The organism is Acinetobacter sp. NBRC 100985, assembly GCF_000241225.1.
GTDB classification, from domain to species: Bacteria; Pseudomonadota; Gammaproteobacteria; order Pseudomonadales; family Moraxellaceae; genus Acinetobacter; species Acinetobacter venetianus.
In genome coordinates this window covers 16,495-41,337 of sequence record NZ_BAEB01000012.1, presented here as the reverse complement: position 1 = coordinate 41,337, position 24,843 = coordinate 16,495, and the positions used below count along the sequence as shown (strand labels likewise).

The 24,843-nt window shown below is 40.4% G+C and carries 27 protein-coding genes; 2 read left to right on the top strand and 25 right to left on the bottom strand.

Annotated elements, in window-relative coordinates; all coding sequences use genetic code 11:
• Window positions 1-171 precede the first annotated feature (171 nt).
• Both ACT4_RS03585 and ACT4_RS03580 read left to right on the top strand, forming a co-directional pair.
• Window positions 172-1,398 (top strand): integrase arm-type DNA-binding domain-containing protein, encoded by a 1,227-nt coding sequence (locus ACT4_RS03585; protein WP_007479897.1) that lies wholly within the window; start codon window positions 172-174, stop codon window positions 1,396-1,398.
• Window positions 1,395-1,619: a hypothetical protein gene (locus ACT4_RS03580; protein ID WP_007479895.1), complete on the top strand. Its 225-nt coding sequence runs from the start codon at window positions 1,395-1,397 to the stop codon at window positions 1,617-1,619. Before ACT4_RS03585 ends, ACT4_RS03580 begins: the two co-directional genes overlap by 4 nt.
• Before the next feature lie 189 nt (window positions 1,620-1,808).
• On the opposite strand, the gene ACT4_RS03575 is transcribed toward ACT4_RS03580, so the two are convergent.
• The 25 genes from ACT4_RS03575 to ACT4_RS03460 all read right to left on the bottom strand — a co-directional run bounded on the left by ACT4_RS03575 (window position 1,809) and on the right by ACT4_RS03460 (window position 24,839).
• On the bottom strand, window positions 1,809-2,306 hold the full coding sequence (locus ACT4_RS03575) for a hypothetical protein (RefSeq protein ID WP_007479894.1): 498 nt from the start codon (window positions 2,304-2,306) through the stop codon (window positions 1,809-1,811).
• On the bottom strand, window positions 2,306-2,812 hold the full coding sequence (locus tag ACT4_RS03570) for a lysozyme (RefSeq protein ID WP_007479893.1): 507 nt from the start codon (window positions 2,810-2,812) through the stop codon (window positions 2,306-2,308). The genes ACT4_RS03575 and ACT4_RS03570 overlap by 1 nt, the downstream gene beginning before the upstream one ends.
• The gene (locus ACT4_RS03565) at window positions 2,796-3,071 is read right to left on the bottom strand and encodes a holin (RefSeq protein WP_007479891.1); all 276 of its coding nucleotides are present in this window, start codon (window positions 3,069-3,071) and stop codon (window positions 2,796-2,798) included. Before ACT4_RS03565 ends, ACT4_RS03570 begins: the two co-directional genes overlap by 17 nt.
• A gap of 55 nt (window positions 3,072-3,126) precedes the next feature.
• The gene (locus ACT4_RS03560; protein WP_007479889.1) at window positions 3,127-3,357 is read right to left on the bottom strand and encodes a hypothetical protein; all 231 of its coding nucleotides are present in this window, start codon (window positions 3,355-3,357) and stop codon (window positions 3,127-3,129) included.
• Window positions 3,350-5,434 carry a hypothetical protein gene (locus ACT4_RS03555; RefSeq protein WP_007479887.1) on the bottom strand — a complete coding sequence of 695 codons (2,085 nt, stop codon included), beginning with the start codon at window positions 5,432-5,434 and terminating at the stop codon, window positions 3,350-3,352. Before ACT4_RS03555 ends, ACT4_RS03560 begins: the two co-directional genes overlap by 8 nt.
• 14 nt (window positions 5,435-5,448) lie before the next feature.
• Window positions 5,449-5,835, bottom strand: coding sequence for a hypothetical protein (locus tag ACT4_RS03550; protein ID WP_007479884.1), 387 nt, complete (start codon window positions 5,833-5,835; stop codon window positions 5,449-5,451).
• Complete coding sequence (locus tag ACT4_RS03545) at window positions 5,832-6,119, bottom strand: hypothetical protein (protein WP_007479883.1); 288 nt, start codon at window positions 6,117-6,119, stop codon at window positions 5,832-5,834. Before ACT4_RS03545 ends, ACT4_RS03550 begins: the two co-directional genes overlap by 4 nt.
• Window positions 6,116-7,375: a hypothetical protein gene (locus tag ACT4_RS03540; RefSeq protein WP_007479881.1), complete on the bottom strand. Its 1,260-nt coding sequence runs from the start codon at window positions 7,373-7,375 to the stop codon at window positions 6,116-6,118. Before ACT4_RS03540 ends, ACT4_RS03545 begins: the two co-directional genes overlap by 4 nt.
• Before the next feature lie 51 nt (window positions 7,376-7,426).
• Window positions 7,427-9,040 (bottom strand): hypothetical protein, encoded by a 1,614-nt coding sequence (locus ACT4_RS03535; protein WP_007479880.1) that lies wholly within the window; start codon window positions 9,038-9,040, stop codon window positions 7,427-7,429.
• A 2-nt stretch (window positions 9,041-9,042) separates the two neighbouring features.
• Window positions 9,043-11,016, bottom strand: a complete 1,974-nt coding sequence (locus ACT4_RS03530; RefSeq protein ID WP_007479878.1) for a hypothetical protein — start codon at window positions 11,014-11,016, stop codon at window positions 9,043-9,045.
• Entirely contained in the window at window positions 11,006-11,425 is a 420-nt protein-coding gene (locus ACT4_RS03525; RefSeq protein WP_007479877.1) for a hypothetical protein, read from the bottom strand. Before ACT4_RS03525 ends, ACT4_RS03530 begins: the two co-directional genes overlap by 11 nt.
• Window positions 11,425-14,760: a tape measure protein gene (locus tag ACT4_RS03520; protein WP_007479876.1), complete on the bottom strand. Its 3,336-nt coding sequence runs from the start codon at window positions 14,758-14,760 to the stop codon at window positions 11,425-11,427. The genes ACT4_RS03525 and ACT4_RS03520 overlap by 1 nt, the downstream gene beginning before the upstream one ends.
• A 111-nt stretch (window positions 14,761-14,871) precedes the next feature.
• A complete protein-coding gene (locus ACT4_RS03515; RefSeq protein ID WP_007479875.1) occupies window positions 14,872-15,402 on the bottom strand; it encodes a hypothetical protein in 531 nt (176 codons plus the stop codon).
• 10 nt (window positions 15,403-15,412) lie between these two features.
• Window positions 15,413-16,723, bottom strand: coding sequence for a DNA recombination protein RmuC (locus ACT4_RS03510; RefSeq protein ID WP_007479873.1), 1,311 nt, complete (start codon window positions 16,721-16,723; stop codon window positions 15,413-15,415).
• A 75-nt stretch (window positions 16,724-16,798) separates the two neighbouring features.
• Entirely contained in the window at window positions 16,799-17,368 is a 570-nt protein-coding gene (locus tag ACT4_RS03505; protein ID WP_007479871.1) for a hypothetical protein, read from the bottom strand.
• Between the two features lie 85 nt (window positions 17,369-17,453).
• Window positions 17,454-18,206, bottom strand: a complete 753-nt coding sequence (locus ACT4_RS03500) for a hypothetical protein (protein ID WP_007479870.1) — start codon at window positions 18,204-18,206, stop codon at window positions 17,454-17,456.
• The gene (locus ACT4_RS17250; RefSeq protein WP_007479869.1) at window positions 18,199-18,363 is read right to left on the bottom strand and encodes a hypothetical protein; all 165 of its coding nucleotides are present in this window, start codon (window positions 18,361-18,363) and stop codon (window positions 18,199-18,201) included. The genes ACT4_RS03500 and ACT4_RS17250 overlap by 8 nt, the downstream gene beginning before the upstream one ends.
• 7 nt (window positions 18,364-18,370) lie before the next feature.
• Window positions 18,371-18,811, bottom strand: coding sequence for a hypothetical protein (locus ACT4_RS03495; RefSeq protein ID WP_007479868.1), 441 nt, complete (start codon window positions 18,809-18,811; stop codon window positions 18,371-18,373).
• The gene (locus tag ACT4_RS03490; RefSeq protein WP_007479866.1) at window positions 18,801-19,304 is read right to left on the bottom strand and encodes a phage virion morphogenesis protein; all 504 of its coding nucleotides are present in this window, start codon (window positions 19,302-19,304) and stop codon (window positions 18,801-18,803) included. The genes ACT4_RS03495 and ACT4_RS03490 overlap by 11 nt, the downstream gene beginning before the upstream one ends.
• 7 nt (window positions 19,305-19,311) lie before the next feature.
• The gene (locus ACT4_RS03485) at window positions 19,312-19,749 is read right to left on the bottom strand and encodes a gp436 family protein (protein ID WP_007479863.1); all 438 of its coding nucleotides are present in this window, start codon (window positions 19,747-19,749) and stop codon (window positions 19,312-19,314) included.
• Window positions 19,750-19,760: 11 nt separating this feature from the next.
• Entirely contained in the window at window positions 19,761-20,747 is a 987-nt protein-coding gene (locus ACT4_RS03480) for a major capsid protein (RefSeq protein ID WP_007479861.1), read from the bottom strand.
• Between the two features lie 12 nt (window positions 20,748-20,759).
• Window positions 20,760-21,140, bottom strand: coding sequence for a head decoration protein (locus ACT4_RS03475; protein WP_007479859.1), 381 nt, complete (start codon window positions 21,138-21,140; stop codon window positions 20,760-20,762).
• Between the two features lie 12 nt (window positions 21,141-21,152).
• The gene (locus tag ACT4_RS03470; RefSeq protein WP_007479857.1) at window positions 21,153-22,058 is read right to left on the bottom strand and encodes a hypothetical protein; all 906 of its coding nucleotides are present in this window, start codon (window positions 22,056-22,058) and stop codon (window positions 21,153-21,155) included.
• Between the two features lie 51 nt (window positions 22,059-22,109).
• Window positions 22,110-23,384, bottom strand: a complete 1,275-nt coding sequence (locus tag ACT4_RS03465) for a phage minor head protein (protein WP_007479856.1) — start codon at window positions 23,382-23,384, stop codon at window positions 22,110-22,112.
• Window positions 23,385-24,839, bottom strand: coding sequence for a DUF935 family protein (locus tag ACT4_RS03460; protein ID WP_007479855.1), 1,455 nt, complete (start codon window positions 24,837-24,839; stop codon window positions 23,385-23,387). It lies immediately after the preceding gene.
• Window positions 24,840-24,843 lie beyond the last annotated feature (4 nt).

Below are 24,843 nucleotides of genomic sequence, written 5' to 3'. Positions count from 1 at the left end.
GGAAGCACTGATATTCGCTGACGTTCGTTAGTGTTCGAGTCAATTAACAGTAGTTACTTTCCAAAATATTTAAAGTCCGTTCACGTTCGCTAGCGTTCGGTGACATCCACAACTTTTGTGAGTAAGATTGTGAGTATTCATTTTTCTTATTAAGTTACTCACAGATTTCTGATGCTCAACGACACCAAAATAAAACAACTTAAACCACAAGATAAGGCTTATCGTGTTGCTGATCAAGGTGGTCTATGCCTCGAAATTCGCACGAATGGATCTAAGCTTTGGCGTTTTAGATATCGTTACTTGGGTACTGCAAAGATGATCAGTCTTGGTGAGTACCCTATCGTTACCTTGGCACAAGCTCGACAAAAGACCTTGGAACAAAAACTACTATTAGACCAAAATATAGATCCATCACAAAATCGCCAAGAAGAAAAGTCTAAGGCCCTTTTAAACCAAGCTTGTACTTTGCAGAGTGTTGCAACTGAATGGTATGACAAACGAAAAGATAAAAAATCTGTAAGCTACAAACGGTCTGTAGAAAAAGCATTTGAAAAAGACATATTCCCCGCTCTTGGGAAGAAGGACATTAAAAAAATCACAGCTTTTGATGTTCTTCAGATGCAAGAAAAGACAATGAAACGTGTTTCTAAACAGGGAAATTATGGTACTGGTGAAAGCACAGCAATTTTTAATAGACAGTTGGTAAGTCAGGTAATTGACTATGCTATTGCAACATCTCGTTGTGAATATAATCCTGTATCTGCACTACGAAACACTGTAGAGCGTCCGCCTAAGATTACGGCAAGACCTATGACTGATGATGAAAAAGCAGTATTTAATTCAAGATTATCTTCATACAATGGCGCAACAACTACGAAGAATGCGATTAAAACGCTCATTTATTCAATGCTCCGAACGGTTGAGGTGATTCGCCTACGTTGGGAATGGGTAAACTTTGATACAGACCTTATTCGCATTCCACCAGCAACTACTGAACAAAGAAATAAAGGCCAACGGAATATTAAAAAAGATCGGGAACATTTAGTCCCTATTTCAAAGCAACTAAAGCAAATTTTGCTTGATCAGTTGGAGCAAACAAAAAACAGCGACCTTGTTTTTTCCAGCGTTTTTGATGTTACCAAGAAAATGAATAATACAACTGTGAACCGTGCGCTTGCGAACATGGGATTTGAAAGCCTAACCGCACATGACTTTCGAGCAACAGCTTCAACTATGCTTCACGGACTTGGCTACCCTTCCGATCATGTAGAGATACAACTTGCACATGTCGATAAAAACGTGGTCCGTGGTACATATAATCATGCAAGTTACTTAGATGAACGAAGAACAATGCTGCAAGACTGGGCTGATATTGTTGATATTTGGGGGAAACAATGAGATATTTTTACATAAAGAAAGGCAATCTCTATCTGCATATTCAAACAAATATACACGAAGAATATCAAGACTATTCAGATATTGATGCAATGGTAACTCAGCAGTATGTATTTTTAGATGACAAAGACAATGCGATAAAGTTTTTGGAAAAAAGAGAGGTTGACAGGTTTTTGGTGACGCGAGGAAGGAAGTTGAAAGGTGTGGAGATAAAGAGGGAGTGATGCTTGCTAATGTTGAACACACTGCAAGCAAACACTAATTGAGACGTTTGTTTTGATGGCTATTCAGTTCTATAGAGCCATTATTTTACAGCTTTTAATAAAAACCCTCATTCGAGTGCTTTACATATTTTGCGGATAATTCGACTTATTGTACTTGGCTCACAATGATGATTTTTTCTCATAAACCACCTATGGCCATGAATCACTTAATCGTTTTGCATCAGCTGCGTGCTCATCAGCTCGTTGCGCCATTGTTCGATATTCATTGACGCACTTTTCGAGTACGTCACCGCTGGCATTGGCATACTCAATAATGGTTTCTTTGGTAGCTGTGGACATACGACTTGAGGCTGTATTGATTTGCTTTGACAAGCGATCAATAGCGGACTTAGCATCATTACTATCAGAAAGTATTTTTTTGACTTGTTCATTGTGATTAATCTCAGCAGTTAATAGTTTTTCAGACCACTCTTTTTCAGTTTTAATAGCATCAGCTTTCGCTTTTTCGGTTAGTGCTTCAGACTTTGCTAGATCAGTTTGATACTTTGCATCAAGTAATTCATAGTTACTTTGTATGCTTGATAAACGCCACGTTTGAACACCTAAACCAATTGAAACAATCAAAAATAAAGCCATCAGAATACAAATGATGGCTTCATAAAATTTAGCTAAAAATACTTGCAACATTATTGAGCCTCCATACATTTGTCATAACGACTTAACTGACGAACCCAAACACCATAACAATTATTGGATCGAATACTACAGTCACGCTTGGCTACATACTTCCACTTCAAAAGTGACTTACATGCTTGCACGTACTGCCCCGCTTTCAAATTGCGTAACATTGAAGATGAGCGCCAGTTTGCTTGACCGAAGTTGTAGGTGAAGTCGAGATACACGTCATATTCAGTCTGTGATAACTTCACGCCCTGCAACGACTGACGAAAAACCTGTTCATCTTTGGCGATATGCGCTTGTGCGATTTGCACTGCTCTTTTTTGATTAATTGGCTTGTCTGTCATTTTGACTTTAGTGCCATTCTCGTATTGAGTTGAGCCGATGCCAATTGTGGCCACACCTCCAGTGTCTTTATAAGGCTTTGAAGAATAGCCTTCATATCCAATTAAAGACGTAAAAAAAGCAGCCGAAGCTGCAAGAAAGACTACTGAAATCTTAGTTTTGTTCGACATCGCACTCACCTTTCAGGTTTTGAACACGTAACTTGTGTTCTGCTTTCTTCATTTCATGCTCTATTTTTTCTCGCCGATTTTTTTGTACCGCAAAGTAAAGCTGAATAATCAAACCAACGGCTGCAATGATTAAACCGCCCCACGCAATAACATCAATTTTTGCTGCAAAGCCAAGAAATGACCCCACTCCACTCGTTGCTGTTACTTTTGATGTTAATGTTGCTGCGCTTGCTTCAAGTGCAGACTGTGTTTCAGACATTCCATTTCTCCAGATAATAAAAAACCGCCTTTCGGCGGCTTCATTTGTTTTAAAGTTACACTTCGATTTGATATACAACGCCTGTTGGCGCACTTCGTTTTATTTCATTTCCACTGATATAAACTCGATCACCTACATTGAAGCGTGTTGAACTGGTGCACAGTACTAGCCCTGTCCCATCAACGACCAATACCTTATAGTTAGGATGGTCAGCACTTTGCACAGTGGCGATAAATTCAGGTGTTTTAGGAAGTAAATCCAAAAACCTTGATAGTGCATTACTCATGATTCACACGCTCCACAGTCACAGATTGCGTCACTTTGCTGTATGTGAATGACACACTAAGACTATCAACAACGCCCCAAAATTCAGCATTAAAAGCAAGAATATCAGCAGGTTTACACTGCCCTATTTCACTTGTAAGCGGCATTGAGAAAGTGTGACTTTCAACAAGTCCAGCTTTTGCAAGTTTGGATTTACCATAACTTCCCATGACTTGATCGCTAGTAAATAGTCGACTATTCACTGATTCATATAGCACATCGCCGCTAGTACCTGTTCGCTTGACTTGTCCTGTTTGCCCTGTTCTATCGTTGGTTAAGGTGATGCCGTTATAATCTGGGTAAACTTCATAATCAGTTGATTGCCCAGTGACGATAGATTCTGGCAGCAGAATGTCATATTCGCTAATTGCAATTGGGTCCCAGTATGTCTTTTTATAAAGCGGCTTAATTGTAATCGCTTGGCTATCAGCTTCACTATAGATAAAGCCGCCACCTGCCGCCGCAATCTCTTGAATCGCCTTGATTGGTGTCAGTCCGCCATAACTAAAAGATTCAGTCGGCACAATCCAACCAAGTGCATCAATCAGTTGCCAGTTCAGCGTTAAATCTGGATATGCAGAACGATCAATTTCAGCTTGTACCAACTGCACCGATGTACGCTCATTTTCTTGCAAAAATGCTCGTGGTGGCGAGCTTGGCGCATCAAGTAAGGCGGATACACTGCGCCCTGTCAAAGTGTAAGTTTCACTCGCAAACTGGCGTGATCGAGTACGATTTTCTAAAAGCATAAGATGCTGATAGCCATTGACCACGATTTTAAGAATCACTGGTTGGCCTGCAATCGGATCAAGCTTTGATAATTCAAATGCAGGAATCGTTAGGTTATAGCTCCAGCACCAACTACTACGGTCTGTTCTATAGCTGCCATTGAGCACATGGATTTTTTGCCAGTTATCAAGGCGTGATACTTCAATTTCATTCACAATATGCCACCAGTTTTTATTCGGGATGCTTGGGATACAGTCATCTGCACCAAAATTTAAAATTACGTTGTGCGAGTCAACGTCATGACATAAACATACGAAATTTAAATCTGTTGAGCCGATATACTCAGGAATTGGCACAGGTGGAAAAGGCTCGATTTCAGACTTTCGATAATAAACAGGTTTTGCAACATCCCAGTTTATTGAATCGGTTGTGATGAACTCTAAACCCTTATCCCACTCAAACGTAAACCGCTTTTCAAATACATGAGCCACTTCATGACTAAACGTAATCTGCTTGCGTTTTCGAATCATTTCCTGCCAATCAGTTTTTCGATTGATCAGCAACTTTTCAGACTCTTCAAATACCAACGTTCGAGCAATAAAACGCTTATCGTTCTCTTGCCAAACGATACGATAGTCTTGACTTAAATCTGTTGCTTGCTCAAATACAGTTTTAACCGCACGATGCAAAACCTGTGCTTTCTCAAATTGATCAGTAACTGCATTTGATATTGTCAAACCACGGTCAAAAATAAAGGAGCTGTTCTGCGCCTTAAATCTTGATTTGCTGTATCTCAGATGTTGTTCAAGTAATGCTGGTAAAGCCTTTTGATAACTAAAAACACTTAAATGATTAAGTCCAAGAACAAAATTAATATCAAATACAGCATCAATTTGAAATTGAAATGCGGTATCTAAAACAGTATCAATCGTACAAAGGTTTTCACTAAATACTGCTTCAATTTCAAAAATAAAGCTCGTATCTAAGACAGTATCAATTTGCCCGACAACATCCGTATTTTCACTAAATACAGCATCAACTTCAAAGATAAACTCGGTATCCAGCACCGTGTCGATGACTGCACTATTTGCAACACTGTCAGCATAAATTGCAGTGACTTCAAAGCCGAAACTGGTATCTAAAACAGTGTCGATAACAGCAGATACATCATCCCCAAAATTGAGATTGGTCGAGCCATCGGCCAGATGCTCAAAATTCAGAATGATGTTGTGGCTGTCGGTATTATCAGCCTTAAAGTTTAGGTTTAGGTTGTGTGCATCAACGGTGCCAAGCTTATTTTTAAAATCCACATGCACACCTCTATTTACGGTCTAAGTTTTATTGAAGTGACTGACAATGTACCACCCAAAGCCAAATTAGTATTAGCTAGAGATATATCAGTACCCACTGTCAGATCGGCAGCCACTTCACCAGCACCGTTGTAAATCCGTGCCCATGTAGCTGTGCCAGTCTTAATCACCGAGCCTGTATCAGTTGGGTGTAATTCAACATAAGTTGGCGTGGTTTCTTTAATGCAGGGTTCAGGAAATACCAACGTCACCAAAGCATTATTTGAATCTGCTGCAACTGATGTATCTACAGGCTGCACACCCTCATAAAAAATAACGGTAGCACTTTGACTACCGTTATCCATAAAATTTGCAAAGGCTTGAATCATGGCAAGCCGAGCATTGATTGAAGTTTTACTCATTTTGGCACCACATTATCTTGAATAACTGCATTGAACTGATTATTTATGTCGTGTGCATAGACAAAGTATTTAAATTTATTAGAAATATTATTAAATCTATAGCTCCCTTTAATGTCTGCTTGAGCTCTATCTACTAGCACACCAGATATTCGTTCATGAAGTGATACAAATCCTTGTGTAGGAATACCTTGTTTTTCCAAAATACCCTTAATGCAAAGTGCATTCATTTCTCTATAAACAGATGCGGTGCATTTTTCATAATGACAATTGATAGCAACCCTCATATTAGCCCTCCTAAATCCAAAATAACGGCACCGTTATTTCCCTGGGCGCATGTAACAGAGATTAAAAAATAACCTCTACCCCCATCAGAAAAAATATTATCTACACCGTCATATTTGGCTTGCATCAGCCAATTGATTAATGAAAGCTGACCACGCGGTAGGTTTCCATTCTCAAGCACAATGACAGGAGCAAAAATCCGACCTCCAGCAAGACTATAGCTAGCTAAATAATCAACAGATCCGCTATAGCAAACTGTCTGTTTATTAAAAAGACTGATTAAATTTGCCGTTATTTGTGGTGTGGCATCATTAACAGAATTACGCTGTAGTAATAGAGTTTGTGAAACTGTTGAAGCAAGACATGTTAGTGCTGCTTTATTCGTTACAGCGTTGGCACTACTGTAATCTAAAGTTGCTGCTAAATAGTTTGGGTACATATCACTCGATAGGTAATTTTTAAAAGTTCCAAAACCATAAGGAAATTTGTAGTTTCGATTAGTAGTAGGATTAATGAAAATATAAAAACAATCTTGATTACCAACTAAAATCCAGTTTCTTATTCCAGCAACAATCGATAATGTGTCTGCGTTTGTATCAACTTGCCAATCATTGGAACGCGCGTAATACCACTTTGCCCAGCCATTAATGACACTGGTCCCACTTCCGGAAGCCACCCAGTTCTTATTTGGATTCGATGTATCAAATGGCGATTGAACTCCAAGCATCGCATCAATATCAGTCATATCCTCAACAATGCCCACCTTGGCATATTTAGCATAAGCAGCGTTATAAGCTGGATCAAGTGCATCAACAACACGTAAATATGGGCGACTAGCTAACAATGTATTTGCTGATCTGTATGCAGCTTTGCCAGTATCGCTAAATGGTTTCAGCCAACCTAGTGATGGTAACGAACTCGTTATAGTTCCTGTCGCAGTTGTCACACTTGGTACTGCAGCGAGTTCAAAGGTGATCGTATTAGCATCAGGTACAGTTAAAATTCGATGCTCACCATTAAATTCCGCTTGATTGGCATTCGCTAATTTAATCACTTGATACTGCAAATAGTTATGTGCAGATCCATAGGTTGCCGTTACTGTCGTACCACTAGCTGTAAGCGTAGCCACTGTCTGAGAACCAAAACCATTGACTAAACATGCATCAAGCACATCAATCATGCAGCCATAAGCATTTTGTAATTGAGGTGCATTATTATTTGTATGCACATAAAACTTTGTATCTGTACTTGCGACCATTTCTTATACTCGATAAAAAAGGCTGCACATGCAGCCCATTGGGTTAATTACTTAAATATCTCGATCAATATCGCCGCGATACATGATCTGGAAGTTATCGCTTAATGTTGTAGGTTCAGATTGCTTCACTGTTCGAATACACCAAAGTGGATACATTGAAGCGATGGTGTTAAATCGTAGAACGTTGCCAGATGCCCAACCTGTACCCCATCCATTCATTTTAACTGTAAAGTATGGCGCTGCTGTAATCGGATTAATTGGGGCGCAATCAGCATTAATATTACCCGTTCCGATTTGCCCAGACACTTCACCAATGATTCTAAAGTTGGTTGCATCAGTAAATACTAATGCCCAGCGTTCTTGAATTGAACCTTGATTTGAAACCTCAATCGGATATAAAGCATCGTTGTAGTTTGCAGAAATAGAACCACCACTTGCACTATCATCCCATACGTTATTCCACGTGCCTTGTACAAATTTGGCTGTGTAGCGACTAAACATATCACCAACCACCAACGCTGAACCGACAATAGAATCTACGGCTGTATAGTTGTGCGTAATTGGTTTTGTAAGCGTGATTTGACCATTAATCTGCACATCATTAATGAGACCCATGTCTTGATAGCGATAAGCTGCCGAAATAGGTGCAACAAGAGTGTTTAAAGCAAAGTCGCCGCTTAACGTCACTTTTCCATAATCATAATCAACCACGTACATATCGAAAGGCACTTTAGTACCTACGCTATCTTCCAGTTCACACCAGGATATGCGCTGATCATTAAGATCGTAGGTTTGACCTGCTACATGAGACGGTAGAACCTGACTTTTAGAAGCAGCCACAACACCGATATCACCAACACGAAAAATTGGAACACGTCCGTCAATTGGTAAACGAGTGGCACTTAAACCGAGAATGTCCTTATCAAGTGGAATATAGGTATAAGCCACGGCGTTATAGCGTATCGAATCTGCTGCAATCCAATTCGGTGCATCGATATAAACCAAACTTGCTTCAGCGTATTCAAGCTCTGGCAAATACCAAGGTTCAGCTTCAATTTGAGCGCGATTTGCAGATGTGATTTCAGTTTTTGTATAGAAATACACGTCTACAAAGCCTGTGTCATAGTTGACCTTGCCGTGCGCCTGACTTGTTTCAATTTGCCCCTGCTCGTTTGCAGTCAAAGTTAATTGACCGCCATTCAAAAGTGATGCAACAACTGTTAAAGAACCTGGTCGAATCGGAATGACTGGGGTTCTAAAGCTAATATGATTCACTGGCTGCAAATCAGTCGCCGTTGTTAATGACTGCAAAGTGATTTGATTATCAACGTTTGGTGTCCAGCTGCTTAACTCAACTATACCCGTTCCGTATTGAATGGAACCTGATGCGGTACCGCTACCATTTGCTGGATCAATATTTCTATATAGCGTACTAGTACGGTCAATGTATGTATCATTACCAAGCTTAAAACGAACGGATCCCGTTAAAATCTGCTCATTAAAACCATTAGTCAGATCTAACTTTATTGAATCTGCAGTGACTTGTTTCACACCTGTATTTACGCCACTCGTGTCTCGATACTTGACTTCGATATCGGTATTTATGAAAGCTTTAAGCTGTTTTGTTGATAGAGAAACATTAGAAATTTGCGGATAAAAGCTCATAATCACCCCGAAACATACCTTACAGATTGATAAGACTGGCTGTAAACAATTTGCTCAAGCACAGGTGTCACTACACAGGCACCACTTGCATAAGTGATTGTCCCCTGCACATTTCCCAAGCGATCAATCAAATTCCCAGTAGTTGCATTTATTGGGACATCAAATAAAGTCACTAATTGAAAGTTATCAGGTGAAGAAGTTGGGTACTCATACACAGGTATTTTCAATTCAACACTATTTGGTTCAATTGCAGCACCTGTCCCAATATTAAAACTTAATTGTTGAGATCCATTAGGGGTTACATCAGAAACTGTCTGTGATTTTGGATCACCGAAGCTGTAGTTGATCGTGAAAACTGTTGCTTTTTGCGGCAATTTATTCGGAATTATTCGCCCAACACCTGTTGCATAATTAACGGTACCAGTAGCATCACCAGTGAATTGCCCTTGTGCATTTGAAGTTGCGGATTTAGCAACTCCCTCAAGCAACCAATTCACTGTTACTGAACTTGCAGCAATCCCTAATTGATTGAGATCAAACTCAATTGCAGCAGGTAAAACTGCTAAATCAGCACGCTCAAAAGTTGATATTGGCGTACCCCAAAGTAATAAGATCGGCGTATCAACATCAGGTAATGCACCTAATGTAACAAGCCAAGATCCTGTCACATAGTTAATTGTGCCTGCTCCATAAGAATCACTTGATCCTTTTAATTGCCCACTGCCGTTATCTTTAAGCGTATAAAACTTACCTTGAGACATATAAGACACTGACAAAGAACCTGGTGCAGGAATTGGTATCAAAACACCTGTCCAATTCAAAGACTGATTATTCTGAGTGACAGGAACTGCATAGGTATGCATTGGTTGCGTTGGTGCAGCTGCAGGTCTAAATGTAATACTTAAACTTGTAGAACCTGATCCTGCAGATGAAGTCCATTGAATCAATCCACGCTGATAGTCAATTGTTCCGACTTGAGTACCATCCGACTTTTTAAGCAGTCCACCCTGATCTGCAATCGAATTACCAAACAAAGTGAACCCAACACTTGAAGGAATAACACTCGAACCAATGTACAAGTTTTGTGATGTTCCAATCGTAGCTGAATAAGCGACTGTAATTGTATTTGCGTTGCCTGATACCAGCGCAATACTTTCACTTGAAGCATTCAAGTCAACTAAAGGAGTTTCAATTTGAGCTGCTGGAACCAGTTGGCTAAAGATGCTTGCTGCTTGAACAGTGAACTGACCAACATTTGCATCTTCAACTAAATCAGTACTTGCATAGTACTTACCCGTATCTGCAACCAACGTATCTCGAATAATCGTTGTAGATTTAGATCCGCCATACCACTGTGCAGCTGACAATCCAATGAAATCTCGATTCAATGGATCATTAATTGAGTAAGTTGCGATCTTGTATTCGACCTCATTACCATTAATGATCATTTTAGCAATACGTGTCTCAACTTTAGTGATTCTTACGTATTGCTCATATTCGTTACTTTTGCCCTCATTCGAAATTAATACAATCGTGTCACCAACATTTGCCTCAATTTCATTTTTAAACATCGCAACTTGGATGATCTTCATGCCTTGCCATAGGGTATCTAAGGGCGTTCCCGCAATCTGACCACCTTTTGCCAGATAATTTTCAACACGATTTTGAGCAGAATCACGAGTATCTACATGTGACTCTGTACTAAATAAAAGTGCTGAAACATTCGGATCATCAGGATTCTTAGAAACAAAAACGGTTGAACCCATTAACGCATCAGTATCTATACTATTTACACCAGCATAGATCTTACGCATCGATACACGACCCATTGTTCGATCTAACTCAGATACGTCAGGAAAAAGGTTATTACTCTCCCCATCAACAACCACTTGGCCAGAATATTTACCACCCCCGTCTGTTGTATCAGTAAGGCGCTCAGACTTATATAAAACTAAGTTATTGGTCTCAATTGGCATTTGGCACCTCAATAAATCTTAATGTTGCTCGGTAATAGTCACTATCTGACACTGTTGGAAAGCCTTTCACTGGATCAGCTTCAATTGCGCCTTGTGCATGATTAAAAATCACGTTGAATTGGCGTGTGTCATGCGGATATTCAAAAACCAATGTGAATTGTTCATCTTGCAAAGCTGACCAGTCTTGAATGACTGATAAAACTGAGCGATTAATCCATCCCTGATTGTCAGTTTTAGATAACAGTGTGATTGGTCTACCTGACTTCTTCTTTCCTTCTTGAATGATCAAGGTGCCGTTTACGGCGTACTCTTGATTTTGTTCAATCGACTTCCAAGCAAATTCGTCAGACCATAAAAAACCGTCCTCAAGTGGGACGGTTTCATTTGTTGCATTTCGTTTGAGTCTCATTACATTCTCTTCTTAGCTTGTTCAAGTTGATTAAAGAAGCTATTCACCATGTCTTGTTGAGATGGATCGCCTTGGAACTCAAGATCTTGTCCACCAAATTCAAACCGATAAGTAACAGTCTTAGATGATCCTGTCTCGATATTCGGCATCTTAATTTGCTGGATAGACGGAGCTTCGATATTTGGTGCAGAAATTTTCGGTGATGAACTTCCGATAGAGCCTTTACTATCTAAGCCATCAAGAATTTCTTGCATCCACGCTTGAGATTCATTACGACCGATCTTCGCATCATATGCACCACTTGCAGATCCACCGTTTAAAGCGGTTCGCAATTGATTGTTCATTCGTGTGATTGCTTCATTCTTGAGTTCTTCAGCGCGACCTTTTTCCATGCCGCCTGCAATCAACTGATTATAGAAGTCCTGTGCCATTGAGTTCTGACCATCGAATAGTTGGCTAAGACCTTTGGCTGTTTCAGCTGCTTGGGCTTTGCGTTTAGCATCGACTTTAGCCATAGCATCAATCCACTCATCAGCAGTAGATTTAGCTTCTTCGCGGGCAACACGACCAAGTTCACGGAAGCCATCGGCAGCTGATCCACGAGCAGTACGCCCAACGTTTTCAACTGAATTGGATAGCTCGTCCATTGATTTAACAGATGCTTTGCCAGTAGCGTCAATTTGAACTTGTAGCCCTAGTGATGCCGCTTTTGAATTTGCCGCTGCAATCACAGAAGCATCACCACTCGCATACGCAAGATCAATTGTTTTTTGATATGCTTTCTGGAGGTCAGCTTGTGTTGCTTGACCGCTATTTCTAACAGTATCAAAATCCATTAATGCTTGCTTAGCTTGTAAAGCAAGTTGATCTTTTGTCTGAATACCGAGACGCTTAAACGCTTCTGTTACTTCGTCTGTTGTCTCTTTGACTTTTCCAGTTTGAATATCCAAAGCCAACATGCCATTTTCAACTTGTCTCGTTGAAAACACACCTTGCTTTTCAAACTCAATTAACTTGGCTTTTGCAGCATCAATCTCAGCTTGACTGTCAGCTTTTTCAAGCCACGCTTGCCAACCTTGATAAAGGGTGTTTGATGCTTCCTGACCAGTGATTCCTGCCTCTTCAAGCTTTTGCTTTAAAGTATCAAGATTTGCGCTACCCTGACCAAAGCCTTGCGACATGATATTTGCAGTTTTATCAATATCAATGCCTAAAGCCTTGCCCGCTTCTCGTGCAGCATCCAATTCAGGAGATAAGTCTTTAGCTGATGCTTTTGCTAGATCAATACCTACCTTTAACTGCTCGCCCGTAATTTTACCTTGTGCAGCCAACTCTTTTAGTTTTGCAATCGCTGCATCCACTTCGGCTGGGCTTTTGGCTTCACTTAGCCACTTTTGCCATGCTTTGTATGTCAAATCTGCGGCTTGTTGACCTGTTGCACCGAGTGACTCAAGATTTTTAGCAAAATCATCAAGCGAAGATTTCTTTGCTGTAAACCCATCAGATACTTTGTTTAGCGCAGTATCAAGATCAATTCCAAACACAGCAGCAGCTTTACGCCCTTGCCCTAGTCGTGTCTCTAAACTAACAACCGCAGCGCCTGCATCTTGTTCAATCGCTTTGACAATCGCTTTGCCAGTTTTATCAAACTCAACTGCTAAACCTTGAGCTGCAATTTGCGCTTCAATGGTTTTTTTGGTTTGACTTGATAGAGCTACACCACCTTTGGTCGCTGCTTCGATTTGTGCCGAAGCCCAATCCTGTGCTGCCTTGATTTTTTCATCACTGATTTTCTTGCTTTCAGCCTGATACTCTTTTTCTTTCTTATCAAGTTCAGCAAGCCCTGCAACTGCTGCATCAATAGCAGATTGATCGCCTGATTTGCGTGCATCAACCAACTGTTGTTGTAGCTTGATACGCTCATCACTAATGGCTTTATAGTCTGCTACATGCTGAGATTCTTGAGCTTTTAAATCAGATAGCGTTTTTTCGTTATTGGCAACGCGTTCAATGTTTTTCTGATCTTGGGTTAAACCAATCTGACGAATCGCTTCAACACCAGCAGACTTAAACTCCATCGCTGCATCTGATGATTTTTTGTAATATTCCTGTGCTTTCGCACTCATTACTTCAAAATCTTTTACAGCTTGAGCTGATGTATCACCAAAAGTTATTTTTGATTTCCAATAACTAAATGCACCCGCAGCATCATAAGCAGCACCAACAATTAAATTGATACCGATGTTTAAAGCTTTGAATCCATCACTAATAAATCCAAAAACCACATTTACAGCTTGAAGTGCTTTAGTAAAACCATTGGTTTTATCTGTTGCTGAATCAATACCACTAGAGAAATTAAATATTTGCCCCAGCATCGTGTTGATAACATCAATCCCACGCTCAAAAGCACCAGCAAGCAACAACCCTAATGATTTAACTGCATCATAAGCGGAAAGCAATGCAGTTTTAAGCGCTTCGATAGTTTGCGGATCAATCTTTTTAAGTTGGTCGCCAAACCATACAAACCCGTCACCAATATCGTTTAAAAGAACTTCAACAATATCTAAATTATCCGCTAGTGTAGACAACCATTGCGCCACCGTTGCACTTGCACCATTTGCCTGATCCATCTCACCAATGAGAATCTGCCAAGACGTTGCAATTTTTTGGAGTGCATTGCCAATAGTTAAAGGCAGTTCAGCATATTGAGCGTCAACGCCTGCTTTCTGTTTTTCCAGTGCTGCAAGTACACGTTCTGCTGAAAGCTCTCCATTCTCAGCCATGGCGCGAAGTTCGCCAGTGGTTTTACCCAAGCCTTTTGCTAAAGCTTCAGCTAAACCGTAACCACCCTCCATGATGCTGTTAAATTCTTCACCACGAAGCACACCGCCTTGCATTGCTTGAATAAACTGAGTGACTGCTGCTTCTGCTTCTTGCGTGCTACTTCCGCCCAACTGAATCGCTTTAGTGACGGTACTGGTCATATCAAGTGCAAATTGCTGGGATTTCCCCATATCCTTTGCAACTGTATTTAAACGAGTAAACAGTGTTCCAGTGTTATCAAGCGTTGAGTTTGTTTGCAGTGCGATTTGATGAACGCCTGCAATAGCCTGTTCAAAGTTTCCGCTATCTTTAGTTGATTGCTGAATCTTGGCTGATAGCATGGCATAGCTGTCTGCTGCTTCTGCAAGCTCCTTTACGCCTAAACCAACACCAAGCGCAGCCATAGCACCTACAAGCGCATTTACCGCAAACTTTGCCCCGTTGATACCTTGGTCAAAGCCTGAAGTATTGGCTTGTAAGTTCAATAAGAAATCTAAACTGTTTGAAGTCATTCTCTTTTCCTGTAGGCGTAAAAAAGCCGACTTGTTAGATCGGCTTGGGTAATTTAGACAATAAAAAACCCGACTCTTGGTCGGGCTTAATTCAATAACTTCAAAATTACATTATGAACATTTCTTTTCCCATAAAATATCCATTACTTTCGAATTATAAAAACCATCACTATCCTCTTCTATCGATACAGTATCGGTCTCTGAGTTGTAGATAAAACGCCTATAACCTGTATATCCACCCATTTTGTTTTTAGCATTAATTTCTCCACAATTGCCTTTAATATTTCGGAATTTTGCAGCTTCGGGATCAAAAAGATTTCTTCGAACCTTTTCTTCAATAAAATTAATACTCTCAATAGCTTTATTTTGCTCAAGACTCTTTGCCTCTATTTCCAACTTTTCAGCATCGTTTTTTACTTGGTTATTATATTCAATACGTTGCTGCTCTTTAATCGACTTCTCTTGGGCTTCTTGTTTTAGTTGAGCTTGATGTTCTGCTTCTAGCTGTGCCATTTTTTGATTATGTTGTTGCGTTTGAAGTGCTAATGCTTCTTCTCTAGCCTTTCTATCACTATTAGATTTCCAAACGACCCCAATCATTATCAGAACAATAATAATCAAAATAATATATAACCTATTCATTTTCACACCATTATTCCAAACTCAAAATCTCATCAGCCTGTGTAGTTGGCAACTCATGAACGCTTTTTAACTTTCTATCCACTGCACGAGTTCTAACCTGAACAGCCTCAATACTACTTGAGGCTTCGTCAAGTTTTTTCTTAACCTTATCCAAAGCCTCTCCATATTTAGACCATTCTGTTTTAACAGCAGCCAAGGTATTCCACACTTCACCTGAGCGCTTTTCTATAGCTAATGTTCTAAAACCCATCTGCAAACTATTCAGTATTGACCATAGTGTAGTTGGTCCAGCAAACACAATTCGGTAATCTCTTTGAACTAAATCAACCAATGCAGAACGCCTAGTAACTTCAGCAAACAACCCCTCAGTAGGCAGATACAAAATGGCAAAATCTGTAGTTAGTGGTGGACTCACATACTTTTTAGATATATCGCTCGCACACTGCTTGATTGATTTTTCTAGGTCTTTTAACGCCTGATCCACTCCAGCAGCATCTGCATTTTCTTGCGCATCAACCAATCGTGTATAAAACTCTATTGGAAATTTAGCATCAATTGGCAACCATATATGTTCGCCATCACTATGCTTGCTTGGAATTTTTACGGCATACTCAACTCGTTCGGAATTTCCCTTGGTGGAAACATTGGTTTCATACTGATCAACAGTTAAAACCTGTTCAAGCATTACCCCCAATTGAACCTCGCCCCATGTACCACGCGTTTTGACATTTGTAAGAACTTTCTTTAAGTCGCCCACACCACTTGCCAAAGCTTGCATTTCACCAAGTCCGCGATGCACCTGATCAAGGCGCTCACCAATTAATTGAAATGATTCTGAAAGCCTTTTTTCAAGCGTACCCTGTAATTTTTCATCAACAGTGACACGCATTTTTTCCAATTGTTCCGAGTTATCTTTCTGTAAATTAGACAGTTTGGTCTCAATTTTTTCTCTGAGTTGCTCGGCTTGTGTTGCTTGGGCTTGGTTTAATGCATTAACCCTGTCTACAAGCGAATTTAAATATTTTGTCTGCTCATCCGACACAAATTTAAAACTTTGTTGCATGGTTTGAGCATAGGCTTGCAACTCAGTTTTGACTGCACCACCAATTTCCTCTCTCGTTAGTCGAGATTGTTGGCTAGATTCTTCCCGATTTCGACCTAGCTCATGCCCAGTAAATCTTTCTATACGCTCAAACGCTTGATTGATTGGCGTGAGTATTTCTGAGGCGTTTCCACCAGTATTCTTTCTAAGCAATAAAATTAATTGCAAAACAAGAATTAAAATCACCCCACATGCTATAACAATTTCCAATATAGACATCACATCAATCCATAATTATAAATATTTGATTAAAATATATATTCATAGATTGAATGTGGCAATAAAAAACCATAGTTAATGATCCAACCCACTTACAAACTTATCAAAATCATTATTCTTGGCACTGGCAGCACGGGTTGCTATAGCAATCGTTTTCAATCGTTGCGACTCACGGCGTTGAGCTGCTTTTAAATATTCTATAAATGCACCATACGACATATTTAAAATATCATCTTGCCTATGACCATCTGAAATAAGATACTGAAACGAATCAAACCAAGAGTTTTTTTTGATTTTCTCTTTGCCGTTTTTTCGGTTTTTCGGTTTTTCTTCCTTAAAATATGCCTCATTCACCTGAATGATTTTTAAAATCAGATCAGCAATAGCATCCTGATCCCCGATATGTTTTGAGAAAGTCTCTGGATCAAGTGAAGTGACTAAAGAACAAAGGCCCATGATCTGAATAATGCTTGTAAGAATAATTGGCTTGATTGTTTCTACTGAATAACTTTCCAATTGCTTTATCGGATCAGCAAAGTAAGCAAACTGGTTTAGATTCTTAATCTGTATCTGCTTAATCTCAATATTCTGATCAATGAATACATGCGGTAATGATTCATTGTTTAAAAGAAAAAAGTCATTCATAGAAAAAATCCTGAAATACAGGCACATGAGAAGCGGTTATAGCTTCGCAAGGACGCTAATGCGCCCCTGTGCCTGTAAGTATTGCTTAAACTGGTGCTGCAATCTGCACAAAACGACCAAACAAGCCAAGACTTGAGTCACTGCCTTTCTCTGCATCAGATAACGCCATGCCGCTGATTTCATAAGAACCAAGTGCTTCATGAATCAATGGGAATGTAGCAGAAGCATCTTTTTTAGTACGCCACAACTTCACTTCGACTTTGCTATTGTCTACTGTGTTGATACCACGGAACGTAAGCTCGTACTCTTTGCTATCTTGGTCATTGATTGTGGTAACTGAAGCTGTGCCTGCGGTAAAGTCAGCAGTTAATGGCATGGTTAAACCAGTTACATCACTTAGAGTTACTGTACCGAAAGGTGCATCAACTTTATATTTTGATGCATCAACAACAACTGGCGTTCCAGTTGAATCTTTGATAACTACATTCGACACATTGTAGCCACCCAAATCAACTTCTTGACCTACTGCAACCGTGCCAAGATTCTTGGCTGTCACTGTTCCGCCTGCAATTGCGGTTGCCTGACCATTAAGAATATAAGCAATATTTTCCTTGCTTGCTTCTTCCAAAGTACCTTTAAAATTTACGCTACGAGTTCTTGTCATCATAAAATCAGTAGTGCGTTGACCCGTTGTAGACTCTTGATGTTCGATCACATCGCCATCTAACTCGATCTCGAAATCTGGCGCATTCCCCACATGACGAGCTGCCCCAGCAACACCTGCAACAATCGGCGATAAGTACAATTTACCTTGCAACGAAATATACTGTTTAGCCATTGGCTTTTACCTCTTTTGTTAATTTTGGTTCTGTTTTGACTTCAATAATCAAACCATCGCTTAATAGTTTTTCGATCTGCACTTGTGGCAAATCCCCGATTGTGTCGCCCTTTGACCACGGGCCAACTGGTTTTAATGCTTTATATCGCTTGGACATAAGGACCTCAAAAGCTATTAATTAATTGACACTCGAACAAATACGGTAACCATAACTTGCCCGCTGCAGACATGTGCTGCACACCAGCATTTGCTCTCTTAAATTGTTTAAACCCTGCAGTTTGTGGGTTAAAACCTTGCATACGTTTTAAGATTTCTTGAATCATAGGACTGGCTGCATTACGGATCAGCGTTGTATCTTCAAGCTGTGAACCTGCTTCCTCAACACACAAAACGATAAGCCATTGCTGATAAACAATACTTGCTGAACCATTGCCTGCCGACTCACCCACTCGATCATCCACATAAATAACGCTAATTGATGGTGCAACCGCTGTAGACTCAAGCATGTCATCAACAGAAAAAGGCGTGTATACAGCTTGAATAGACTCAATGTCTTGCAGATGCGCTTTAATGATTGACTCAAGCGCAAAATAATTACTTGGCATCTTTTAATAAATCCTCCAAATAGCTCTCCATCGTAGTCAGCATATTCTGTGCATCATCTTCCGATACACCGAAAATTGGACGTGCAGGAACCGTGATTGATTTACGCTTTACCCAACCGCCCGTGGGAGTTTTAAAAACAAGATAAGGCTTATTCTTCGCTCTAATGGTTCCACCGTAGTGCATCAGCTTTGCATATAGAACATCAGTGAGAATTGAAACGCCATTTTTATTAAGTCGAGTACGGATTGAGTTTAATAATCGCCCCGTATCTCTTAATGTTTGGCCCTTCTGAGCAATTGCCCGCCATGATTTTTGCCAAGGTCTGCCATCTGGTGCTACACCTCGCTTAAAGCGGTCATGAACACCCTCAAGTAGAATATCGCCCAACTCGTCATAGAGATCTTTATGATCCCCTGCTTTCGCCTCTACTTTGCGCAGCCAATCCCGAAGCTTTTCTTCACCTTGAAAGTAAAATCCCTGTTTATCCGCCATGTTTGCCTCACTTGATGCTTGGCATCTTGTTTAAAACATCATCGCTAAAAACACCGCCACGATATGTAGTCCCAATTGGCATAGTGGTAGGTGATTTAGCAGCAGGCTTAACTTCTTGAGTTGTTGGATTTTTAACAAGTAAAACGTTTGTGCCTTTTGAAACGCCCTTTAGATAGCTCATCGCATCGTCATAACGTCTACGGACTTCTTCAGATGCTTTGCTTTTCCAAAGTAAATAACGGGCAATATCACAGACAAAGATTTTTATATTGTCAGGTGGGTATTCAAGAGGGACGGCATACTTAGCACCAATCCAACCGTCAATAATTGAGCCTGCATCTGCTATTGCAGCATCAACAGACTCACCCCCTGTTAAATAACGCTCTAACTGTGATACTTCTGTCAGGCTGTAACGCTTCACCATGTCATCGCGTGTTGCGTACATGACAGCCACCATTATGTAGTTGATTTCACCTTCACCAATGCTTTCGGCTTCAATACCGTTGGCAGTTGGTTTGCTTGAACATGCAAATCAAAACCGCGATCAAAGTCTTTAGTGCGCTGTTTAGCATAGTACGGCAATGCTAAAGTATTCACTGTTTCGTTGAAGTCAGCAGGCGCTAATGCAGTGACAAACACATCTTGAGTGCCACGTGGATATGCTGTACCTGTTTTGGTTGCATAAATCGGCGTACCACCAACTGATTGACGATTCACAATGAACTTCAATCCGCCAAATTCAAAACCTGACGTATTCGAACGACCTAGTTTTTGTTCAGCAGCAGACCAGCCTAAGAACACTTCACGAACGTTCTTATGAGACACCAAAGCATCATAAAAAGCACGATCCACTTCAACTTCGATTGACGTGTAAATCTCTTGACCTAAAGCATCTTCGATATTGTCAATTACATCTTGGCATTTTTCCGCAACGTTTGTTGTTGCTGTACCAAGATCAAAATCAACCTCGGTTTGTGTAACGCCAAAGTCGGTGAAATAATTAATAATCGTTGAGCCATCAGCATCAACAATAATCCCTTGCTTGGCTTTTAAGCGGCGAAAAGCAAGTGTTGTATCAATCTTGTTTTTCATTGCTTGTAAACGGTCAAGAACTTTTCCGCTTACTGTTTCAGCAGCAGTGCTACCAAACGCACGTACACCCATCACATCCGATGCTAAAACAACATCTTCAAGCGGCATGTGTGGAATTGTCCAAGACTTTGCAATACGAGTACCTGAACTGTTTTTAGGTGCTACACCACCCCAAGCTGTTGTTGGTACAAGAATATTGCTTTCTGTCATGAACTCAGCAGCAAAGCTGTTTGTCGTGCCAGCAATCGGGCGGAACAATTCAATGTCTGACGGATTACCAATTCGAGTCGGTAAATTTGTAATTGCTAAAGATAGTTCTTCTGTACTAAAAACTGATTGGTCTAAATTCATTTTAATCCCCTATTAAGCTGAACGAACTGGCAAAATATTTAGAGCTGCCAACGCTGTCACAGCATTAGTTTTCTCACCAGCGGTTACGCCAGACGCATAAGCCAACTTGCCTTCTGCAAAGCGTGCATCACGCGCAATAACCACTCCTTGCGCTGTTTGTCCTGAACCAGTGACCACTGGATCGCCAATGTAAATACCTGCTGCAGCATTAGTCGCCTGAACGCTAAACTTGATTACGTTCCCACTGCCATCAAATGCAATCACTTGACCATTTACCAAGCTTTGACTCGCTGCAATTGTCACGTTTTTACGACTTGGACGATGATTACCTTCAACTTCCCAAGCAATTACATCAGTTACTGCTGAATGACTATCTGTTACTGTTTGAACCATTTCTGCTTCCCCTTATTTGCGTTGTTTTGCTTGGTCTACAAGAGAACCAGCACTAAAAGTTTGTTTTTCACTTCCATCAGATTTCGCTTGATGGGTGAATAAATTGCTTGAGCCATTACTTGCAGGACTGTTTTTCCCTGAAAACTGGCGCAATTGTTTAGCTGTGAATGAAAAACTTGCATCATCCATTGCTGTATATGCCGCTTTATCTTCAACACTGAATTGTGTTTTCAATTCTTTTTCTAGTGCTGAAATATCATCATTGCGCTTCTCGGCTTTGAACTGTTTAAGTTCATTTACAGCATTATCACGCTCAGTTGTCAGCTGTTGATTAGCCTCTTTAAGTTGTTCTAATTCGGTCACGTCTGTGTCCTCTTGTGGATTGTTTGGATTGTGACTTGCTGCCACTGCCATTGTGTTTTCATCTGCACCTAATGCACAAAACGAAACTTCTCTAATACGACCGCCACGGAATACGGTGATTGGCCCATGTAATAACTTACCGTTTACTGTGACTGTGTTGCCTGCCTGAATCTCGTCAATGCTTGACGGCTCAATGCGTACTGACATTTGCCACGGAAAGCCGTCATCTGAATCACTTGCTACCTGTGCGCCAAACTCATTACTAAGTAAGATTCCGCTAACAGTTAGACCTGATTCATAGCTGATTGAATGACTTTCGATTGCGCCTGCACGTTGATAAGACGAATGCTCAAGTAGTGCGGGGATACGACCCTTAATCTGCATTGAATCAAGATCAAAAATGACTTGTTTCCAGTACCAATGGTCGGTAATCACTTCGCCGCTGTATGCAACACCTGAGAACGTCCGCTTTTTCTTGCCATCTTCCTGAGCATCTACATTTAGCTGCCCAAGTTGAAAGCAATATTGGTTTTGCTTTTCTTCAGTTTTTGGCATATTTCACCCATAAAAAAACGACCTTAAAGGCCGTTGTATCTGTTGAAAGGTTTAGTAAAGACTAAATACTGTCTGATTCGCTATGAAATAGCGTGTAGCTTGCTCTTTAGTTCGTTTCAGTACGAGTTGCTCATCTGTGTTGCTAACGACTTCTAAATTCAAATCAGGAGCCAATAGTGCGCCATTCATGCCACTAATCTTACTCAAGTCTAGCGCCACACCCTTTGCATCAAGAATGGCGATCTGTTTGCCAACCTTTTGCGCTTGTTTGAACAATGTTGGCGTTTGAATACCAATTACACTTCCCACAGTTAAACTCAAATCATCAATGCCGCGAATTGAATTACCAGTGAGCTTGCTTGCCGTATTCTTTGCTAATGTGAACAGCCGATTAAATGCACCTACAACTTTGTCCCAAATGCTTTTGCCCGCTGTTCCATCCTGATCTTTTTGAAGTTCCGCCTGTTTCAGAATTGTCGTCAAAGCGTTTTCTTTTTCATCAGCTAAATCCAAAGTGATACGCAAGTCACTCGGTCTGATATTCGGGTCTAATCGAACTGCTTTATCGACCATTTCATCAATAATTACTTGCTTCTCATCTGTTAAATCTGAAATGCTTGTCTTGATAATCTGGTCAACTTCGGTATCAACCAACGTTTTTTTTCGAAGATCAATGACTTCTGTTTTAGCATCAGGCGTAATCGTTTTACTTGCTTCTTTCGATTTAAGTATCTCGTTTGGCTGCTTATCATAGTTAGACGGCTGAAAAGCCCAACCCGTATCAGGCTCAACATTTGGCAAATCCTCATTGGATGTTATTCCTTTTCGGATAGCTTGCTTTTCAGTGATTGCATTAATCGTGCATCGGCATCTATACCCATTTGGCGGATACCATTTCTGCCAAAACGGATCGTCAATGTGTCGAATAACGCCATCTAACTCTAAATGACTTGGACGAGTTCTTTTGTCGTTGATTGCAAAATATTCAAGATAAGGGCGTTTATCTTTATTCTGTTGCTGATGTAACCACCTGCCATGAGCATAAGCATTTTGAATATTGGTGCGAAACACATTGTCTAAATGCACCTCTGACAACTCAATGCCATTCTCCTCAACCAGTTTTTGAAAGTCTCTAAAAGTACCGCCACTCTCCAAAACCTTATAAGCTGAATCCAATACAGATTGAATCTGATCAAGACCCGCCAAATGGCTCACAGTAGAAGCATATTGGCGCGTATTTAAATCAAGTGCATAGTAGTCGGCAGGCAGTAAAACACCTCTTGAACGAGCAAATGCAATAGCTTGTAAGAGCGTCATATTGTCCATTTAACGCCCCTCTTTTGAATGCATATATCCCAAAATATCAGCAGCGAACAAAGCTCGATCTAGCACTTCATTAAACTGTGATTTGTCAGCAGTCTTAGCGATAGCAAATAGACTTGTTTGCAGTTCTTCAATGCTTTCACTATTCAGAATCAAATCTTTCAGGTCGTTATCTGATAACAACTTAAAGTTTTGATCCGCCAGCTCATCAAGCTCTTGCTGCTCTTGTGTAAGGCCCTTAACACTTGCAGCAAAACTAAAAGGCTTGCTTGGAATTGCTTTAAATTGCGGTTGTGGTGTCTGACTTGGTAAAGGCTCTGCCAAATCACCTTCTTGCAATCCATACTCACGGATAAAATATTGATTGGTAAATACTGCACCCGCATCTTTAAGCTTTACGTCACGCTCAGCCTGATCTTTATTGAGCTGCTTAGAGTTCTCACCCAAGATAATTTCATGCTCGCCCCAACCATTTAAGGCACAAAGCGCATTAACAATGGCTTGAAACGTAGGTGTAACTAATCGAATATCCGCATTCAGTTTATCTTTACGCACATTCTCATGCACTTCACCCAATGCGCGGCTACCTGTACCATCCGTTCCACTTGTAAGGGTTTGCCCTAAGATTACCTTTTGAATCTGACGAATAATCGTATTGTTAAAGGTTTCAAATGATGTACCAGCATTCCCATTTGAAGATACCGCCAATATCTCAACTTCATCTTCTGCATCAATCGAAATTACACTCTGAGCATGTGCATTGAGTAGCGCTTGATTCATGTCATCTGGTTCAGAGTTTTTGCACTTACCTTTTAAAATCGGCGTGCCAAAACGCTCTAAAAACTTCGCCCAGAACTTAAAGCCATTCTTACGAAAGAAATCTAACCAATACACAACGGTGAGTAATGCTTTACCGTATGGCTGCTTATATGTTGCTTTTCGCTGTGTCAAAAAGAATTTAAATATCTGATCGACTTCCGACTCTTTACCAGACTCATCTAGACGATAGATCAAGCGCCCATCATTTTTAGGCTCGAACCATTCCATCGGCTTTTCACCGATCCAGTTCAAACCTATTTGTCCGTCATCAGTCTGATCATAGACCGCTTCTAAAACTGAGTAGCCGAATAGCAAAGCGTTAATTGATCCCGTTGCAATCTCAACAAACCATTTCTTAATCTCTTGCATTAATAAAATGGCTTCTGGTGTATCACTTGGCTCAATGCGAAATGGAGTTGTAAGCAATGCATCAATACGTGTTTCAACCGCTTGCCCAATCTCATCATCATCAAGAAGAATGGCTAAGCGATGACGTTGAATCCCTGCTTTTCGTAAAGTCTCATCCAAATCAAGCTGTTTGCTTAACTTATAAAATTGGCTGACCGCTTCTTGAGAATATAAAGACCCATTAGACAAAGCCTTTTTAGGCGCTTTGTCCTTGTTTTTTGACTTTGCCATTTTG

Bases quoted from the DNA above. Each gene is read 5' to 3' on its own strand.
- ACT4_RS03585 (WP_007479897.1), top strand. From the start codon at position 172: ATGCTCAACGACACCAAAATAAAACAACTTAAACCACAAGATAAGGCT.
- ACT4_RS03580 (WP_007479895.1), top strand. From the start codon at position 1,395: ATGAGATATTTTTACATAAAGAAAGGCAATCTCTATCTGCATATTCAA.
- ACT4_RS03575 (WP_007479894.1), bottom strand. From the start codon at position 2,306: ATGTTGCAAGTATTTTTAGCTAAATTTTATGAAGCCATCATTTGTATT.
- ACT4_RS03570 (WP_007479893.1), bottom strand. From the start codon at position 2,812: ATGTCGAACAAAACTAAGATTTCAGTAGTCTTTCTTGCAGCTTCGGCT.
- ACT4_RS03565 (WP_007479891.1), bottom strand. From the start codon at position 3,071: ATGTCTGAAACACAGTCTGCACTTGAAGCAAGCGCAGCAACATTAACA.
- ACT4_RS03560 (WP_007479889.1), bottom strand. From the start codon at position 3,357: ATGAGTAATGCACTATCAAGGTTTTTGGATTTACTTCCTAAAACACCT.
- ACT4_RS03550 (WP_007479884.1), bottom strand. From the start codon at position 5,835: ATGAGTAAAACTTCAATCAATGCTCGGCTTGCCATGATTCAAGCCTTT.
- ACT4_RS03545 (WP_007479883.1), bottom strand. From the start codon at position 6,119: ATGAGGGTTGCTATCAATTGTCATTATGAAAAATGCACCGCATCTGTT.
- ACT4_RS03540 (WP_007479881.1), bottom strand. From the start codon at position 7,375: ATGGTCGCAAGTACAGATACAAAGTTTTATGTGCATACAAATAATAAT.
- ACT4_RS03535 (WP_007479880.1), bottom strand. From the start codon at position 9,040: ATGAGCTTTTATCCGCAAATTTCTAATGTTTCTCTATCAACAAAACAG.
- ACT4_RS03530 (WP_007479878.1), bottom strand. From the start codon at position 11,016: ATGCCAATTGAGACCAATAACTTAGTTTTATATAAGTCTGAGCGCCTT.
- ACT4_RS03525 (WP_007479877.1), bottom strand. From the start codon at position 11,425: ATGAGACTCAAACGAAATGCAACAAATGAAACCGTCCCACTTGAGGAC.
- ACT4_RS03520 (WP_007479876.1), bottom strand. From the start codon at position 14,760: ATGACTTCAAACAGTTTAGATTTCTTATTGAACTTACAAGCCAATACT.
- ACT4_RS03515 (WP_007479875.1), bottom strand. From the start codon at position 15,402: ATGAATAGGTTATATATTATTTTGATTATTATTGTTCTGATAATGATT.
- ACT4_RS03510 (WP_007479873.1), bottom strand. From the start codon at position 16,723: ATGTCTATATTGGAAATTGTTATAGCATGTGGGGTGATTTTAATTCTT.
- ACT4_RS03505 (WP_007479871.1), bottom strand. From the start codon at position 17,368: ATGAATGACTTTTTTCTTTTAAACAATGAATCATTACCGCATGTATTC.
- ACT4_RS03500 (WP_007479870.1), bottom strand. From the start codon at position 18,206: ATGGCTAAACAGTATATTTCGTTGCAAGGTAAATTGTACTTATCGCCG.
- ACT4_RS17250 (WP_007479869.1), bottom strand. From the start codon at position 18,363: ATGTCCAAGCGATATAAAGCATTAAAACCAGTTGGCCCGTGGTCAAAG.
- ACT4_RS03495 (WP_007479868.1), bottom strand. From the start codon at position 18,811: ATGCCAAGTAATTATTTTGCGCTTGAGTCAATCATTAAAGCGCATCTG.
- ACT4_RS03490 (WP_007479866.1), bottom strand. From the start codon at position 19,304: ATGGCGGATAAACAGGGATTTTACTTTCAAGGTGAAGAAAAGCTTCGG.
- ACT4_RS03485 (WP_007479863.1), bottom strand. From the start codon at position 19,749: ATGTACGCAACACGCGATGACATGGTGAAGCGTTACAGCCTGACAGAA.
- ACT4_RS03480 (WP_007479861.1), bottom strand. From the start codon at position 20,747: ATGAATTTAGACCAATCAGTTTTTAGTACAGAAGAACTATCTTTAGCA.
- ACT4_RS03475 (WP_007479859.1), bottom strand. From the start codon at position 21,140: ATGGTTCAAACAGTAACAGATAGTCATTCAGCAGTAACTGATGTAATT.
- ACT4_RS03470 (WP_007479857.1), bottom strand. From the start codon at position 22,058: ATGCCAAAAACTGAAGAAAAGCAAAACCAATATTGCTTTCAACTTGGG.
- ACT4_RS03465 (WP_007479856.1), bottom strand. From the start codon at position 23,384: ATGGACAATATGACGCTCTTACAAGCTATTGCATTTGCTCGTTCAAGA.
- ACT4_RS03460 (WP_007479855.1), bottom strand. From the start codon at position 24,839: ATGGCAAAGTCAAAAAACAAGGACAAAGCGCCTAAAAAGGCTTTGTCT.